The organism is Stenotrophomonas sp. YAU14D1_LEIMI4_1, assembly GCF_003086815.1.
Lineage (GTDB): Bacteria > Pseudomonadota > Gammaproteobacteria > Xanthomonadales > Xanthomonadaceae > Stenotrophomonas.
On sequence record NZ_CP025997.1, the window covers coordinates 4,147,689 to 4,163,786 of the forward strand.

The 16,098-nt window shown below is 69.2% G+C and carries 12 protein-coding genes; 1 reads left to right on the forward strand and 11 read right to left on the reverse strand.

Annotated features, from left to right (window positions below; genetic code table 11):
• Together C1932_RS19025 and mgtE are read right to left on the reverse strand one after the other, a co-directional pair.
• The gene (locus C1932_RS19025; protein ID WP_108763210.1) at positions 1–2,721 is read right to left on the reverse strand and encodes a bifunctional acetate--CoA ligase family protein/GNAT family N-acetyltransferase; all 2,721 of its coding nucleotides are present in this window, start codon (positions 2,719–2,721) and stop codon (positions 1–3) included.
• Between the two features lie 126 nt (positions 2,722–2,847).
• Positions 2,848–4,218: a magnesium transporter gene (gene mgtE / locus C1932_RS19030; RefSeq protein WP_108763211.1), complete on the reverse strand. Its 1,371-nt coding sequence runs from the start codon at positions 4,216–4,218 to the stop codon at positions 2,848–2,850.
• 347 nt (positions 4,219–4,565) lie between these two features.
• On the opposite strand from mgtE, the gene C1932_RS19040 reads away from it, so the two are divergent.
• Positions 4,566–6,341: a monovalent cation:proton antiporter-2 (CPA2) family protein gene (locus tag C1932_RS19040; protein ID WP_108757512.1), complete on the forward strand. Its 1,776-nt coding sequence runs from the start codon at positions 4,566–4,568 to the stop codon at positions 6,339–6,341.
• 84 nt (positions 6,342–6,425) lie between these two features.
• Here C1932_RS19040 and C1932_RS19045 read toward each other — a convergent pair whose 3' ends face one another.
• The 9 genes from C1932_RS19045 to C1932_RS19085 form a co-directional block, all read right to left on the reverse strand.
• Entirely contained in the window at positions 6,426–9,764 is a 3,339-nt protein-coding gene (locus C1932_RS19045) for an ankyrin repeat domain-containing protein (RefSeq protein ID WP_108763212.1), read from the reverse strand.
• The gene (locus C1932_RS19050; RefSeq protein WP_108754565.1) at positions 9,757–10,017 is read right to left on the reverse strand and encodes a YcgL domain-containing protein; all 261 of its coding nucleotides are present in this window, start codon (positions 10,015–10,017) and stop codon (positions 9,757–9,759) included. Before C1932_RS19050 ends, C1932_RS19045 begins: the two co-directional genes overlap by 8 nt.
• Positions 10,018–10,177: 160 nt before the next feature.
• Positions 10,178–10,618, reverse strand: a complete 441-nt coding sequence (locus tag C1932_RS19055; protein WP_108751312.1) for an excinuclease ATPase subunit — start codon at positions 10,616–10,618, stop codon at positions 10,178–10,180.
• Between the two features lie 36 nt (positions 10,619–10,654).
• Positions 10,655–11,893 carry a beta-ketoacyl-ACP synthase gene (locus C1932_RS19060; protein WP_108754567.1) on the reverse strand — a complete coding sequence of 413 codons (1,239 nt, stop codon included), beginning with the start codon at positions 11,891–11,893 and terminating at the stop codon, positions 10,655–10,657.
• On the reverse strand, positions 11,893–12,624 hold the full coding sequence (locus tag C1932_RS19065) for a 3-ketoacyl-ACP reductase FabG2 (RefSeq protein ID WP_108763213.1): 732 nt from the start codon (positions 12,622–12,624) through the stop codon (positions 11,893–11,895). Before C1932_RS19065 ends, C1932_RS19060 begins: the two co-directional genes overlap by 1 nt.
• The gene (locus C1932_RS19070) at positions 12,621–13,028 is read right to left on the reverse strand and encodes a hypothetical protein (RefSeq protein WP_108757819.1); all 408 of its coding nucleotides are present in this window, start codon (positions 13,026–13,028) and stop codon (positions 12,621–12,623) included. The genes C1932_RS19065 and C1932_RS19070 overlap by 4 nt, the downstream gene beginning before the upstream one ends.
• 47 nt (positions 13,029–13,075) lie before the next feature.
• Entirely contained in the window at positions 13,076–14,260 is a 1,185-nt protein-coding gene (locus tag C1932_RS19075) for a beta-ketoacyl-[acyl-carrier-protein] synthase family protein (RefSeq protein ID WP_108763214.1), read from the reverse strand.
• Entirely contained in the window at positions 14,257–14,814 is a 558-nt protein-coding gene (locus tag C1932_RS19080; protein WP_108751316.1) for a DUF3261 domain-containing protein, read from the reverse strand. The genes C1932_RS19075 and C1932_RS19080 overlap by 4 nt, the downstream gene beginning before the upstream one ends.
• Positions 14,802–16,052: an NAD(P)/FAD-dependent oxidoreductase gene (locus C1932_RS19085; protein WP_108754571.1), complete on the reverse strand. Its 1,251-nt coding sequence runs from the start codon at positions 16,050–16,052 to the stop codon at positions 14,802–14,804. The genes C1932_RS19080 and C1932_RS19085 overlap by 13 nt, the downstream gene beginning before the upstream one ends.
• Positions 16,053–16,098: the final 46 nt, after the last annotated feature.

The following is a 16,098-nucleotide window of genomic DNA, read 5'->3' on the forward strand; positions in this document are numbered from 1 at the left end:
TCATGCCGGTGCCGCGGGCACCTCGACCTGCTGCACCGGCAGGGTCACCACCATCACGGTAGGGTCGTCCGGGTCCAGCTTTGCCTTGAAGCCCAGGCTCTGGCACATCGCCAGCATGGTGCTGTTCTCGCGCAGCACCTGGCCTTCCACTACGTCCAGGCCCAGCCACTTGGCGTACTCGATCATGATCGCCATCAGGCGCCAGCCAATGCCGTGGCCCTTCAGATCCGAGCGGATCAGGATGCCGTACTCGCCGCGGTGGTAATCGGCATCGGCATGCAGGCGCACCGCGCCCAGCATGTCGCCGCTGCGTGGGTCGATGGCCACCAGCGCGATCGAGCGCGCGTAGTCGAGCTGGGTCAGCCGCGCGATGAATTCGTGGCTGAAGTGCTTCACCGACTGGAAGAAACGCAGGCGCAGGTCTTCATCGCTGACCCGGGCGAAGAACGCGCGGAACAGCGCATCGTCTTCCGGCCGTACCGGGCGCACGAAGGCGCGCCCGCCATCGGATAGTTCGATGGTGCGTTCCCACTCCTTCGGGTACGGGAACACCGAGAAGCGCGGATGGCCACGGCCCTTGTGCAGGATGCGCGAGGGTGCGATGGCCACGCGCGCATCGAGGGCCAGGATGCCCTTGCTGTCCACCAGCAAGGGATTGATGTCCAGCGTGCGCACTTCAGGAATATCGGCGGCCAGCTGTGCCAGCTTCACCAGCGCCAGCGCCAGCGCGCGTTCGTCGGCAGCGGGCACATCGCCATACGCCTTCAGAATGCGCGAGGCGCGGGTCTGGCCGATCAGTTCGTGCGCCAGGCGCAGATCCAGCGGCGGCAGCGCCAGCGCCTTGTCGTTGATCACTTCCACCGCCGTGCCGCCGCGCCCGACCACGATCACCGGCCCGAAGGTTGCATCATCGGCAATGCCGACGATGATCTCGCGCGCCTTCGGCCGCACGATGGTGGGCTGCACCAGCAGACCGTCGATGCGCGCATCGGGGCGCAGCTGGCGCGCGCGGGCAAGAATCGCATTGGCCGCGCTCTGCACCGCCGGCAGCGTGGCCAGGTTCAGGCGCACCCCATCCACTTCCGATTTGTGGGGGATATCCGGCGACAGAATCTTCAGGGCCACCGTGGCGCCGCGCTCCAGCAGCGGCTGTGCCAGGTCCATCGCCTCGTGCGCATCGCGCGCATGCAGTACCGGCGCCGACGGAATGCCGTAGGCCTTCAGCAGTTCATGGGTGGCCAGCGGATCGAGCCACTGCTGGCCGTTGCCCAGTGCAGATTCGACCAGGGCGCGCGCCCGTGCCGTGTCCACGCTGAAATCCTGCGGCAGGCTGGGTGGCGTTTCCATCAGCGCGTTCTGCGCCTCGCGGTAGCGCACCAGATGCTGGAAACCGCGCACGGCTTCGGCTTCGGTCGGGTAGGTCGGCACGCGCGCGGCGTTGAGCGTGGCGGTGGCCTGGTCATCGTTGCCCAGCCACACGGCGAACACCGGCTTGTCGCGGTGGTGGCGCGGGCGCAGGCCCAGGGTGCGGGTCAGCGCCTGCGCCGCATCGGCCGACGAGGTGAACGCGGTGGGCACGTTGACCACCATCACCGCATCGTTTTCGCTGTCGGCCAGCAGCGCCTCGATGGCGGCGGCGTAGCGGTCACCATCGGCGTCGACCACGATGTCCACCGGATTGCTGCGCGACCAGCCCTGCGGCAGCACCTTGTCCAGTGTTTCGACCGTGCCGTCGGACAGCTGTGCCAGGGTGCCGCGCAAGGCGACCAGCTGGTCCACGGCCAAGCGGCCGACGCCGCCACCGTTGCTGAGCACGGCCAAACGACGGCCCGGGAACGTACCCAGGCGGCCCAGGGTTTCGGCGGCGGTGAACAGCTCGTCCAGCGCACTGACGCGCAGCAGCCCGGCGCGGTTGAAGGCGGCGCCGTAGACATCATCGGCGCGGGCGAGCGCCTGCACGTGGGTATCGGCGCTGCCGGGCTGCACGCGCTCGGCGCGGCCGGACTTTACCACCACCACCGGCTTGGCACGCGCAGCGGCACGCGCGGCCGACATGAACTTGCGTGCGTCCTTGATGTGTTCGACGTACAGCAGGATGGCGCGGGTGCGGTAGTCGGTGGCGAAGTAATCGAGCAGGTCACCGAAGTCGACGTCCAGAGTGTCGCCCAGCGATACCACGGCGGAGAAGCCGACCGAACGTGCGACGCCCCACTCCACCAGCGCCGCGGCAATCGCCGAGGATTCGGAAATCAACGCGAGGTCGCCGGCCTGCGGGAAATGCGCGGCGATGCTGGCATTGAGCCGCGCGTGCGGCGCGATCACGCCCAGGCAGTGCGGGCCGAGGATGCGCAGGCCATGCTTGCGCGCCACCGTTTCCACCTGTTCGGACAGCGAGCCCGGGCCCTCGCCCAGGTGCGCGGTGAGGATGATGGCCGCCTGCACGCCGCGTTCGGCGGCGATGCGCACCACCTGCGGCACGATGGCCGCCGGCGCGGTGATCACCACCAGGTCCGGCACCCAGTCCAGGTCCTTCAGCCGCTTCACCGTGCGGATGCCATCGATCTCGGCATGGCGCGGGTTGATCCACGCCACCTTGCCGGGGAAGCCGGTGCCCCGCAGGTTGCGCATCACCGCGCGGCCGGCCGAGCGTTCGCGCGGGCTGCCGCCGATCACCGCAACCGACTGCGGGCGGAACACGGACTGCAGATGGTAGGTACTCATGCGCCTACGGTACACGGACTGGCGCTGCAGCGGCATGATCGTGCGCAGGCCCCCCGGCACACCGCATCCACGCATGGCGTGGATCTACTACGGGTAGATCCACGCCATGCGTGGATGACGGCCCGGTTACAGCAGGGTGCCGTGCAGGATCATCGCGGCGATGCTGAAGTAGATGACCAGGCCGGTCACATCCACCAGGGTGGCCACGAACGGAGCCGAGGCGCTGGCCGGGTCGAAGCCCAGGCGCTTGAGGATGAAGGGCAGCATGGAACCGGACAGCGAACCGAAGGTGACGATGCCCACCAGCGCCGCACCGATGGTGATGGCCAGCAGCACCCAGTGCTCGCCGTAGTCGTGCAGGCCGCCCAGCTGCCAGATGACGATGCGCACGATGGCCAGGCAGCCCAGGATCGCGCCCAGCACCATGCCGGTGGGCACTTCGCGCAGGGCCACCTTCCACCAGTCGCGCAGGCGCAATTCGCGCAGGGCCAGGCTGCGGATCAGCAGCGAGGTGGCCTGGGAACCGGAATTGCCGCCGGAACTCATGATGAGCGGAATGAACAGGGTCAGCACCACGGCACGTGCCAGTTCATCCTCGTAATGCTGCATGGCGCTGGCGGTCAGCATTTCGCCCAGGAACAGCACGCTGAGCCAGCCGGCGCGCTTGCGCAGCATCTCGAAGAAGCCGATCTGCATGTAGGGCTTGTCCAGCGCTTCCATGCCGCCGAACTTGTGCGCGTCCTCGGTCGACTCTTCAATCAGGGCATCCAGCACGTCATCGACGGTGACGATGCCCAGCAGGTGCAGCTGCGCATCGACCACCGGAATGGCCAGCAGGTCGTGGCGGCGGATCAGCCGCGCCACTTCTTCCTGGTCCAGCAGGGCATCGACGGTGACCGGCGGGTTGACCTGGGCCACGTCCAGGATCGATTCCTCCGGCAGGCCGGTGATCAGCCGGCGCATGGTCACCACCTGCTGCAGCTGCTGGCTGGCCGGGTCCAGCACGTAGATGGCGTACACGGTTTCGCGGGTGCGCTCGACCTGGCGGATGTGCTGCAGGGTCTGGGCCACGGTCCAGCTGGCCGGCACCGCCACGAATTCGGTGGTCATCAGCGCGCCGGCCGTGTTGGGCGGGTAGCTGAGCAGGGTCTGGATGGCCTGGCGGGCTTCACTGCCCAGCAGCGGAATCAGCCGGGCGCGCTCGTCTTCGTCCAGCTCGTGCACGATGTCGGTGGCACGGTCGTCGGCCATCAGGCCCAGCAGCGCGGCTGCACGCGCCGGCGGCAGTGCGGCCACCAGTTCACCGCTGCGGTGCAGTTCCGGTGCTTCCAGCATCTTCACCGCGCGCGGCAGCGGCAGTGCCGCCAGCGTGTCAGCGGCGCGTTCGAGTTCCAGGGTGTTGAGGAATTCCACCGCGTCGGCGGTGTTGTAGTCGGCCAGGGGGGCGGCCAGTGCGGCGGCATCGGCCACCGGACGCAGCAATTGCTTCTGGTTCATGGATCTGCCTTTCGTGGGTGCGACCTCGCGCAACGCCAACGCAGGCAGACCGTCCCGATGTCAGGCGGTTGCCATCGCTGGCGTCGAACGAGGTCGACTTCTACTGTCGCTGGACATGGGTTGGGGACTCCGGATGGGTGTACTGCCGCAAGACACCGGCAGCGGCGGGCAGTCTGGACCTGCCCTCTGCCGCGGTCAACCCCGGTTCCGGCGCTGGCCGGTTGCCGGTTGCGGTGCCGTTGTCGTTCGTGCACGGGCAGGCGCGCATAATGCGCGCAGGGCACTCCACCGCCCTTCCCCCCAACCGAACGGACGCGCCCCGGCCACTGCGATGACCAGGTATTCCCATGCATAGCGGTGGTCTGGAACTGGCACTGGTGCTGCTGCTGGCCGCGGTGATCGCCGTGCCGGTATTCAAGAAGTTCGGCTTCGGCGCGGTGCTGGGCTACCTGGCCGCCGGCGTGGTGCTGGGCCCGGACGGGCTGGGCTTCGTGCAGGATGCCGACCGGATCCTGGGCGCGGCCGAGATCGGCGTGGTGATGCTGCTGTTCGTGATCGGGCTGGAATTGTCACCCTCACGCCTGAAGGTGATGCGGCGTTCGGTGTTCGGTGCCGGTGCGGCACAGGTGGCGGTGTCCGGCCTGCTGCTGGGCGGGCTTTTGCTGCTGGACCATTTCCAGTGGAAGAGCGCGCTGGTGGTGGGCATCGCGCTGGCCCTGTCGTCCACGGCGGTGGGCCTGCAGCTGCTGTCGGAACACAAGGCGCTGAACAGCGACCATGGGCGGCTGGGATTCGCCATCCTGCTGTTCCAGGACCTGATCGCCATTCCGCTGCTGGCCGCCATTCCGCTGCTGGGCGGGGCGCGTAACCAGACCCTGCGCTGGGAAGATGTGGCAGTGGCGCTGGGTGCGCTGGCGGTGGTGATCCTGTGCGGGCGCCCGGTGCTGCGGCGGGTGTTTGGCGTCATCGCGCGCACGCGCAGCCCCGAAGTGTTCACCGCCACCGCCCTGCTGGTGGTGCTGGGCACCGCCTGGTTCATGCAGGAAGCCGGGCTGAGCCCCAGCCTGGGCGCGTTCCTGGCCGGCGTACTGCTGTCCGATTCGGAATTCCGCCATGAACTGGAAGCGCAGATCGAGCCGTTCAAGGGCCTGCTGCTGGGGTTGTTCTTCATTGCCGTGGGCATGGGCATCGACCTGGACCGCATTGCCGCCGAGCCCTGGCTGATCGCCACCGGCGTGGGCGCGCTGCTGCTGGTGAAGTTCAGCGTGCTGTATGCGATCGGCCGGGTCGCCCGGCTGACGTCGCGGCAGTCGCTGCTGCTGGGCAGTGTGCTGTGGCTGGGCGGCGAGTTCGCCTTCGTGGTATTCAACGAAGCGCAGCGCGCGCACCTGCTTGGCAATGCCAACCACGACCGGCTGGTGGCGGTGGTCGGTCTGTCGATGGCCATCACCCCGCTGTTGATGATCGCGCTGTTGAAACTGCTGGGACGCGAGCGCGTGGCGCCGCGTGATGCCGCGCCGGCCGACAAGGTGGCGCCGGACAACCAGCCCAAGGTGCTGATTGCCGGCATGGGCCGCTTCGGCCAGGTGATCGCGCGCCTGCTGACCGCGCAGAAGGTGCCGTTCGTGGCGCTGGAAGCGAACCCGGACACCGTGGCCGACCTGCGCCGCTTCGGCAACCAGCTGTACTACGGTGACCCGACCCGGCCGGAAATGCTGCGCGCGGCCGGTGGCGAGCGCATCGATGTGTTCGTGATCACCGTGGACGATCCGGAAACCAACCTGCGCGCGGTGCGCATGGTGCGCCGCCTGTACCCGGAAGCGAAGGTGCTGGCGCGGGCGCGCAACCGCCAGCATGCGTGGCGCTTGATGGACATGTCGGCCGAGCCGTTCCGCGAAGTGTTCGGCACCAGCCTGGAGATGAGCGGCCGCGTGCTGACCGCGCTGGGTGTGGCTCCGGATGTGGCCGAGCGCCATGTGCAGCGCTTCCGCGAGCACGACGAACAGCTGCTGCGTGACCAGTACCTGGTGTACGACGACGAAGCCGCGGTGATCCAGACCTCGCGCGATGCCCGCAACGACCTGATGCACCTGTTCGAAGCCGACGCCGAGCGCGACAAGTAGATCCACGCCATGCGTGGATGAGCGTGCATGACGCCATGCAGGGGTCAGAGCCCTTTCCTGCGGAAAGGGATCCGACCCCGCGCTTCAGCCATTGTCGCGCAGGAAGCGGGCCATGGAGGACACGCCGGGGACGCGCGGTTCGAATTCGCCGGCCACGTCGATGAAGCCGCGCATGACCGCGATCTCGCGCGGGCTGCGGTTCAAGCTGTCGCGTGCTTCCGGGTCGGCGCCGGCGCGCAGCAGGCGCTGCACCAGCAGCGGCAGGCCGTGCAGGGCGGCCAGATGCAGCGGGCCGAAGCCACGCGGATCGCGCACGTCCAGGCTCACCTCTTCATCCAGCAGGCGCTCCACGGCAGCCATCACCACCTGTTCGTCGCAGGCCGTACCCGGCTCGGCGCGCGCGCCCAGCAGCAGCAGCAACGGCGTGACCGAACCGGCAGCGGCCTGGTCCGGTTCGGCACCGGCCAGCAGCAGGGTGTCCAGCAGCGCCAGCAGGCGCGAACGGTCGCGCGCACTGAAACCGTACAGCGCTGCGCAGTGCAGCGGCCCCAACTGCTGGGCGTCGCCGGCATGCACGTCGGCGCCGGCGGTCAGCAGGCGCGCCACGATGTCCGGCAGACCCAGCGCCGAGGCCAGCATCAGTACGGTTACGCCGCCGGGCAGGCGGTGTTCCAGCTGCGCGCCGGCATCAAGCAGGGCCGACACGATATCGACCTGGCGCATGCTGACGGCCGCCGACAACGGCGTGGCACCACTGGCTGCGCCGTGCTGCGGATCGGCGCCACGGGCCAGCAGCAGATCGACCACCGCCAGGTGGCCGCCACCGGCCGCGCGCAGCAGGGCCGTGCAGCCCTGCGCATCCACCGCATCGATGGCAAAACCGAGATCGTTCAGGCGACGCACGGCGTCGACGTCACCGGCCATGGCGGCGGCCGGCAGATCGCTCTCGCGCAGCGTGCGGCGCGGCAGCGGCCACACGCGCCAGTCCAGCCAATCGGCCAGGTCGCGACGGCCGATCGACAGCGCCACGCCCAAGGGGGTCTGGCCGTCGGCGGCGCGCGCTTCGGGCGATGCACCGTGCTGCACCAGCAGCTTCAATGCGCCTTCGCGGGCCAGGGCGGTAGCCAGGTGCAGGGCGGTCATGCCGTGGCTGTCGCGCGCTTCGCGGTCCACGCCGGTGTTCAGCAGGGCCTGCTGCAGGCGCAGCCAGCCCAGGCGCACGGCCAACGACAACGGCGGATCACCTGCCGGCGAAGGCGCGAACGGATCGGCACCGCGTTCCAGCAGTTCCAGCGACAGTTGTTCCAGGCCACGGGCGGCCTGGTCGTGCTGTGCGCAGGCGGCCAGGAAGCGCGCCAGGCCACCCCGGCCCGCCGGTGACAGGCCACGCTGCAGCATCACCTGCAGCGCCGGCACGGCATCGATGCCACGCGCCAGCAGGGCGAACATCGGGGTGTCGGCGCAGGCATCGCGCACGTACGGGTCGGCGCCATGACCCAGCAGCCAGTCCACTGCGCGCGGTTCCAGGGCCAGTTCCGGGTCCAGCAGCAGGCTGCCCAGTTCTTCAGGCTGGCACAGCCTGGCCAGGGCGGCCATGCCGTCGGTATTGCCGAAGCCCAGCGCTTCGCGCAGCAGGGTCAGCGGCGGGCGGTCCGGCAGCAGACCGCTGGCGGTGGCGGCATCGCCACGTTCGGCCAGGCCATCGCTGACGGCCGCTGGCAGCGGATAGCTGGGATCGAGCAGGGCCACGATCGCCCAGCGCCCGGCTTCGGCAGCGTAATCGACGGCGCGCCGGCCCAAGGGATCGCTGGCATCGGCGGCGATGCCCAGGTCCACCAGGCGCTTGACCAGCAGCGGCGACACATCGTCGGCCATGGCGGCCAGCAGCACCGCGTTGCGGCCTTCGCCATCGACGGCGGTCAGGTCGGGCTTGTGCGGCAGCAGGTGTTCGATCACCGCTGCGCGGCCGGCACGGGCTGCTTCCAGCCACGGGGTGCGGCCCAGCGCGTCGCGGGCTTCCAGGTTGGCACCGGCGCCCAGCAGCACGCCGATGATGTCCACGTGGCCGGCCAGCGCGGCGTCGTGCAGCGCACTGCGGCGCTGGCGATCACGCGCATCGGCACGGGCCTTGTGCTTCAGCAGCAGCTGCACGCCGGCCGGGTCATCATCTTCGGTGGCCGCCGCGGCCAGCAGCACCGGGGTGCCCTCGGCCGGTTCGGTACGCGCGCCGCGCTCAAGCAGGAAGCGTGCAAGGCGCCAGTTGCCGACCTGGCAGGCCACCGCCAGCGGCGACCAGCCTTCATGGTTCAGCGCGTCCACTTCGGCGGCGGCATCGCGCAGCAGTGCGGCCACGCCGGGGTCGGAACTGCGTGCGGCATGGTGCAGCGGGGTGTTGCCGTCGCTGTCGGTGGCGCGCGAATCGGCACCGTTGGCCAGCAGGGTCATCACCGCTTCGGGGCGGCCATGCCAACTGTCACGGGTGGCGGCCAGCAACGGGGTCATGCCACGGTGCGGGGCGTTCACGTCGACGCCGCGGCCGATCAGTTCACGCAGCAGGCGCAGGTCCGGCAGCACCGCCGCCAGCACGGCCAGGCTGCGCTGGTCGCGCCAGCTCGAATCGGGCAGCGCGTGCGCGTCGGCACCGGCCTGCAGCAACTGCAGCGCGCGGTCGACACGGCCGTGGCGGGCCGCTTCGAACAGCGACGGGGTGAGTTCCTGCGGCGCCATGGCTTCCAGCGGGGTGCTGTCGGCCACGGCAGTGAACCGGGGTGCCGCGTCGTCGCTGGCGGTGTCCAGCACACGGCTGCGCAGTGCCACCAGCGGTGCCGGCTGCACCTTCTGCAGCAGCAGGTGCAGTGGCGGCGACAGCAGCAGCACGGCCAGCGCGGCCGGCCAGCGTGCGCCTTCGGGCAACAGCTCGGGCCAGGCCGGCAACACCACCAGCGCGGCCAGCGCCACCACGTTCGCGGCCACGCCCAGGCCACGCCAGGCGCTCAGATCGCGCCCGGCCAGTGCCTGCCAATGCGGGCCCAGGCCACCATCCAGACGTTCGACATCGTTCCACAGCGGCCAGGTGCGCCAGGCCGCCAGCAACGCGGCGCTGACCAGCACGCTCAGGCCAAGCACGGCGGCCAGGCTGCCGCTGTCGCGCAGCGCCGCCAGCGGCCAGGCCAACAGCAGAGCCAGCAGCAGCGGCGCGGCAAACCACAGCGCCAGCAGCGCCGGCACGTCCTGGCGCAGGGTCTGCTGCAGCGACAGCAGCGCACGGCTGCGCCGCCACCACGACACACCCAGCGCGAACGCCGGCTGCGCCAAGGCGGCCAGCAGCGCGCCCGGCAGGCCACCCAGGGCCGAACCCAGCGCCAGCACGGCGCCCAGCCCGAAGGCTGCAGTCAGGGCGCGCGAACGGGACAGCTCAGTCATAGTGGCGCGGCATCAGGCTGGCCACCGACGGCGGCACCTGCAGGTAGAAACCACGTTCGGTCAGTTCGCTGCGGACCTTGGCCGGATCGGCCTGGGCCAGGCGACGCGAAGCATCCAGCGCGATATCCAGCACGAAGGTGAGCGCGCCCAGCGACGCTGCCAGCGGCGCAGGCAGCGCACTGAAGTCATCACGACGGGCGAGATAGACGTAGGTGTCCGGCTTTTTTTGGCTTTTATAGACGTAGGCGTGCATGTCCGCGGGACGATAACCCGGGAAGAGCCATGATTGTGTCGGAAAGCCGGGGGCGGGGAAAGCCGTCACGCGACGATAGCGGCGCGATCGAAGGCGTTTCCCCACCGGGGTTCAGCAATGTGGCGGCGGCGTTCAGCCAGCACCGGGCGCTGCGCGGGCCTTACTTGACCTTCGCGTAGGTGCCCTTCAGCGCCACGCCCGCCAGGATCGCGCCGGCATAGCATTCGTAGTTGGTGGCGCTCTTGAACTCGTTCTTCTTGTAGTAGCTGACGATGTCGACCACGGCGTTGGCGCCGCGCGACTTGGCGCCATCCTGCAGCGCGCGCAGCGCCGACAGGGCCACCCAGCGGCAGGCTTCTTCGTCGCTCTTGTTGGCGGCGTTGGTCTTCTTGTTGGTCACGTCCTCGCCCAGGCGCTGCTGCACGCTGACCGGCTGGCCGGCCAGGTAGAAGCGGACGCTGCCATCGATGCCGGCATCTTTGGCGGCCTGCGAATTGACCAGGTCACGCAGGGACTGCTCGACGCGGGTGTCGCGGGCCGAGGCGGTGGAGGACAGGGCCAGCAGCGCGGTGGCGGCGGCGATCAGCAGGGTGCGGCGCATCGGAACATCTCCTTGTTGGGGTGCGGGTACAGCGGGTCACTCGCTCCAGCGGCGGAACACCAGCGAGGTGTTGATGCCGCCGAAGGCGAAATTGTTGCTCATTACGTATTCGGCCTGCAGTTCGCGACCCTGGCCGGTGATGAAATCGAGCTGGCCGCAGCGCGGATCGACCTCACCCAGGTTCAGGGTGGGCGCGAACCAGCCTGCGCGCATCATCTCGATGCTCATCCAGGCCTCGAACGCGCCGCAGGCGCCCAGCATGTGGCCAACGTAGCTCTTCAGCGAACTGATCGGCACGGCGTTGCCAAACACCTGCGCGGTAGCCTGGGTTTCGGCGATGTCACCGTGGTCGGTGGCGGTGCCGTGGGCGTTCACGTAATCGATCTGCGACGGCTCCAGACCGGCGTCTTCCAGGGCAAGGCGCATGGCCTGGGCCATGGTGTCGGCGCTGGGCTGGGTGACGTGCTGGCCGTCGCTGTTGGTGCCGTAACCCACGATCTCGGCCAGGATGGTGGCGCCGCGCGCCTGCGCGTGTTCCAGGTCTTCCAGGATGAGCGTGCAGGCGCCCTCGCCCAGCACCAGGCCATCGCGGCCGGCATCGAACGGGCGCGGGGTGGTCTGCGGGGCATCGTTGCGGGTGCTGGTGGCGAACAGGGTGTCGAACACCGCGGCGGCGGTGGCGTCCAGCTGTTCGGCACCGCCGGCCACCATCACGGTCTGCTTGCCGCTGCGGATCGCCTCGTAACCGGCGCCCACGCCCTGGCTGCCCGACGTGCAGGCGCTGGAGGTGGTGTAGACGCGGCCGGACAGGCCGAAGAACACGCCGATGTTCACCGGCGCGGTGTGGCTCATCATCTTCAGGTAGGTGGTGGCGCTGATGCCATCGGTGGTGAATTCATGCAGCATGCGGCCGAATTCACCAGTGGCTTCATGGCTGCCCGACGAGGACCCGTAGGCCACGCCGGCACGGCCGCTGCGCAGCACCGGGTGCTCGTACAGGCCGGCTTCGCGCAGCGCCACTTCGGTGGCGCGCACCGACATGATGGCGACCTTGCCCATCGAACGGGTGGTCTTGCGGTTGTAGTTCGGCGGCAGGTCGTAATCCTGCGCGGGCGCGGCCAGCTTGGTGTTCAGGCCGGCATAGACATCCCATTCGGGCATGCTGCGCACCGCATTGCGGCAGCTGCGCAGATGCGCCTGGATGGTCGGCCAGTCGTGGCCAAGCGGGCTGATGGCGGCGGCACCGGTCACCACGACGCGACGATCGGCGGCCATCAGATCATGCCCCCGTTCACCGAAATGACCTGGCGGGTGATGTACCCGGCCGGCTCGGACAGCAGGAAGGCCACGGTGGCGGCCACTTCGTCCGGGCGGCCAACGCGGCCGGCGGGAATCAGCTTCAATGCGTGCTCGACCACTTCTTCATTCAGCATGTCGGTCTCGATCAGGCCCGGGGCCACGCAGTTCACGGTGATCTGGCGGCTGGCCAGTTCCAGCGCCAGCGCCTTGGTGGCACCGATGATGCCGGCCTTGGCCGCGCTGTAGTTGACCTGGCCGCGGTTGCCGGCCACGCCGGACACCGACGACAGGGTGACGATGCGGCCCGGCTTGCGACGGCGCACCATCGGCATGATCAGCGGGTGCAGCACGTTGTAGAAGCCGTCCAGGTTGGTGTGGATGACCTGGTCCCAATCGTCTTCGGACAGCGCCGGGAAGGCGCCGTCACGGGCGATGCCGGCATTGCAGACCACCCCGTAGTAGGCGCCGTGGGCTTCCACGTCGGCTTCCAGCGCCGCACGCGCGGCAGCCCGGTCGGCCACATCGAAGGCCAGCACGCGGGCCTGTTGGCCAAGCGCCTGGATGTCCGCGGCCACGGCCTGCGCTTCTTCAACGCGGCTGCGGCAATGCACCACCACGTCGAAGCCATCGCGCGCGATACGCAGCGCGATGGCCCGGCCGATACCCCGGCTGGCGCCGGTCACCAGCACACTCCGATTCCCTGTCATGCCTGTCCACTCTCCAGATAGGCCATCGAGTCGGCCGGTTCGAACACCGACACGTTGGCAACTGCCCATTCTTCGTCGCCCGCCAGGATGCGGCAGGCGAACATTCCCAGCCCATTGTCGCCCAACAGCTCGCAGCGCGCCTGTACGCGCAGGCAGGTGCCGCTGGGGAAGCTGCTGCGTTGGCTGCTGTAGCGGCGGCTGCCGAGCAGGAAGCCCAGCTGCGGCGGGCGCCCGGCGGTGCGTGCGCGGCACCCCGCCCATGCGGCAATGGCCTGGGCCATGTATTCGATGCCCACCCAGGCCGGAATGCCGCCGTCTTCGACGAACAACCCCGCCTCGGGCACGACCAGCTCGGCCTCGATGCCTTCATCGTCCCAGTGCACGATGCGCTCCAGCAGGCACATGTCCTGGCGGTGCGGCACCACCTCTTCAATGGCGTACAACGGCCGGCTCACAGGCGCTCCAGCGCCAGCACGGCGTTGCTGCCACCGAAGGCGAATGAGTTGCTGAGGGCGCGCTGCGGTGCCTGCGCCGTGCGCGTACCGGGTGCCACCAGCGGCAGCACCGGCAGCGCCGGGTCGGCCACGCCGTCCCACCAGTGCGGCGGCAGCTGCTGCTGCGGGTTGTCGGCCAGCACGATCCAGCACAGCGCGGCTTCGATCGCGCCGGACGCGCCCAGCGTGTGCCCGGTCAGCGGCTTGGTGGAACTGGCCGGCACGGTGGTGCCCAGCACCTGCGCAACCGCCTGGCTTTCCATGGCGTCGTTGTGGCCAGTGGCGGTGCCGTGCAGGTTCACGTAATCCACCTCCTGCGCGGCCCAGCCGGCACGCTGCAGGGCCTGCTGCAGCGCGTCGATGGCACCCAGGCCCTGCGGATCGGGTGCGGACATGTGGTGCGCATCGGCCGATTCACCCCAGCCGGCTAGCCGCACGCCGCCCGGCTCGCGGGTCAGCAGGAACAGCGCGGCGCCTTCGCCGATGTTGATGCCACTGCGGTGCTGCGAGAACGGATTGCAGCGCTGCGGCGATACCGATTCCAGTGCGCTGAAACCGGCCACGGTGAAACGGCACAGCGAATCGGCGCCACCGGCGATGACGGCGTCGACAACACCGGTGCGCAGCATGCGTGCGGCCGACATCAGTGCCTTGGCGCTGGACGAACAGGCGGTGGACAGCGTCCATGCCGGGCCCTGCGCGCCACTGCGCTGGCGCACGAACTGGGCGGCAGTGCCCATTTCCTGTTGTGCGTAATCGAACCCTTCGGGCCAGTGGCTCTGCTCGGCGCGGGTGCGCAGCGCCTGTTCGGATTCACCGATGCCCGAGGTGCTGGTGCCCAGCACCACCGCCACGCGGGACGCACCATAGCGGGCAATGGCCGCGGCAACCGACGGCGCGATCTGTGCCAACGCCACGTCCAGCAAAGCATTGTTGCGGCCGCGCAGGGCCGCCGGCAGATCGTCCAGCGCCGGCAACGGCGTGCGCACTTCACCCAGTGCCAGGGTCTGCCCCGGCAGCAGCGTGTGGTTGTCGCTGAGCCCACCCGGGGCATCGGCGAACAGCGCGGCGGCCACCTCGGCACGGCCCGCGCCCAGCGCGCAGACCACACCCAGGTCGTTCAGGAAAATCGGTGCGGTCATTCGTGCTGCCCGGCCATGTCGATCGATTCAATGCGCAGGGCGTAACCCTCGGCGCGGTTGTCCAGTTCCACGCTGCCATCGGCGCGGCGCTGCAGCAGCAGCCACACCGTGCCGTCGCGTGAGAGCGTGCGCTGCTGGCCGTCGTCGGCCACCTGCCAACCCGGCGGCAATGCCGCGGCAATCGCGGCGGTCGGCCACAGCGCGAACTGCAGATCGTCCAGCACGCGCTCGGCACGCACCTGCGGCGGAAGCCACGGCGCGCGCTGCTGGGTCAGCTGCTGGCCATCCCACTGCAGGCGCACGCCGGTCTGGCCCATGGCCTGCACCGCCAACTGCACCTGCTGGGCATCGGCTTCCAGCAGCGCGTCCAGGTCGCGTTCGTGGCTGCCGAAGCGGAAATGCAATTGCTGCTGCAGCGCCAGCGGCGCCGGCAGACTGGCCGGCGGCAGGCGCAGCGGCGGCAGTTCGACCAGGGGCCGCGGCATGCGGCTGGCACAGGCGGCCAGCAGCACGCACAGCAGCACGGCCGTGAAACGGACGATCAGGCGCTGCACAATTCCTCCAGCACACGCATGCGGCGGCCGCTGTCATCGGCCACGTACGGGTTCTTGGTATCCCACGCATAGCCGGCCAGGATGGAGCTGATCATGTCGCGCACGGCAGGCTGCTGCTCGGGGTGGTAGATGATTTTCTGGAAACCGCCCTGGTACCAGGCTTCGACGAAGCGGCGGAAGGTCTTCACGCCGGCGCGCAGCGGAATGGAGAACTCCGCTTCCCAATCGACGGTTTCACCGGCGTAGCGGCGCTTCAGGCATTCGCTGGCCAGCTGCGCCGACTTGAAGGCGATGGTGACGCCGGAGGAGAACACCGGATCGAGGAACTCGCCGGCATTGCCCAGCAGCGCGTAACCCGGGCCCCACAGCGAACTGACGTTGGCCGAATAGCCGGTGATGCGGCGCACCGGCAGCACCGCCCATTCGGCGTTGGCCAGCAGGCGGGTCAGGTTCGGGTCTTCGCCCACGATGGCCTGCAGCTTCTGCAGATCGTCGCCCTCGTAGCGTTCGAAGAACGACGGTTCGGCCACCACGCCCAGCGAGCAGCAGCCGTTGGAGAACGGAATGGTCCAGTACCAGACGTCGATGTGCTCGGGGTGGGTGGTGATGAGGATCTTGTTGCGGTCGAAATCGGCTTCGGCCGGAATGTTGTCGCGCACGTGGCAGAAGATCGCCCCGCGCACCGGGAAGTTCGACGGCGATTCCAGGTCCAGCAGGCGCGGCAGCAGGCGTGCGAAGCCGGAGGCATCGAGGATGAAGTCGGCCTGGATGCGGTACTCGCTGCCGTCGGGACGGCGCACGCTGACCACCGGCTGTTCGCCCGGCTCGACCGCCAGCACTTCATCGCCGAAGCGCAGCGTGGTGCCCATGCGCTCGGCGCCACGCGCCAGCACGTTGTCGAAGTCGGCGCGCTGCACCTGGTAGGTGGTGCCCCAGCCCGGCGAGAACTTCTGGCGGAAATCGAAGGCCGTGCGCGCTTCGCCATGTACGAAGGCCGCGCCGTTCTTGTACTGGAAGCCCGCTTCCACCACGTCCTGCAGCAGGCCGGCCGCTTCGATGTATTCCATGCTCTGCGGCAGCAGGCTTTCGCCGATCGAGAAGCGCGGGAACTGCTGGCGCTCCAGCATCAGCACCTGGCGCCCCTGCTGGCGCAGCATCGCGGCGGCCACCGAACCGGCAGGACCTGCACCGATGATCAGGATTTCAGTACGTTCGACAGCATCCACAGCAGTGTTCATCGGGGCGTCCTTGTTGCTCGATCAGGTGGAAAAAAGGGAATACGGC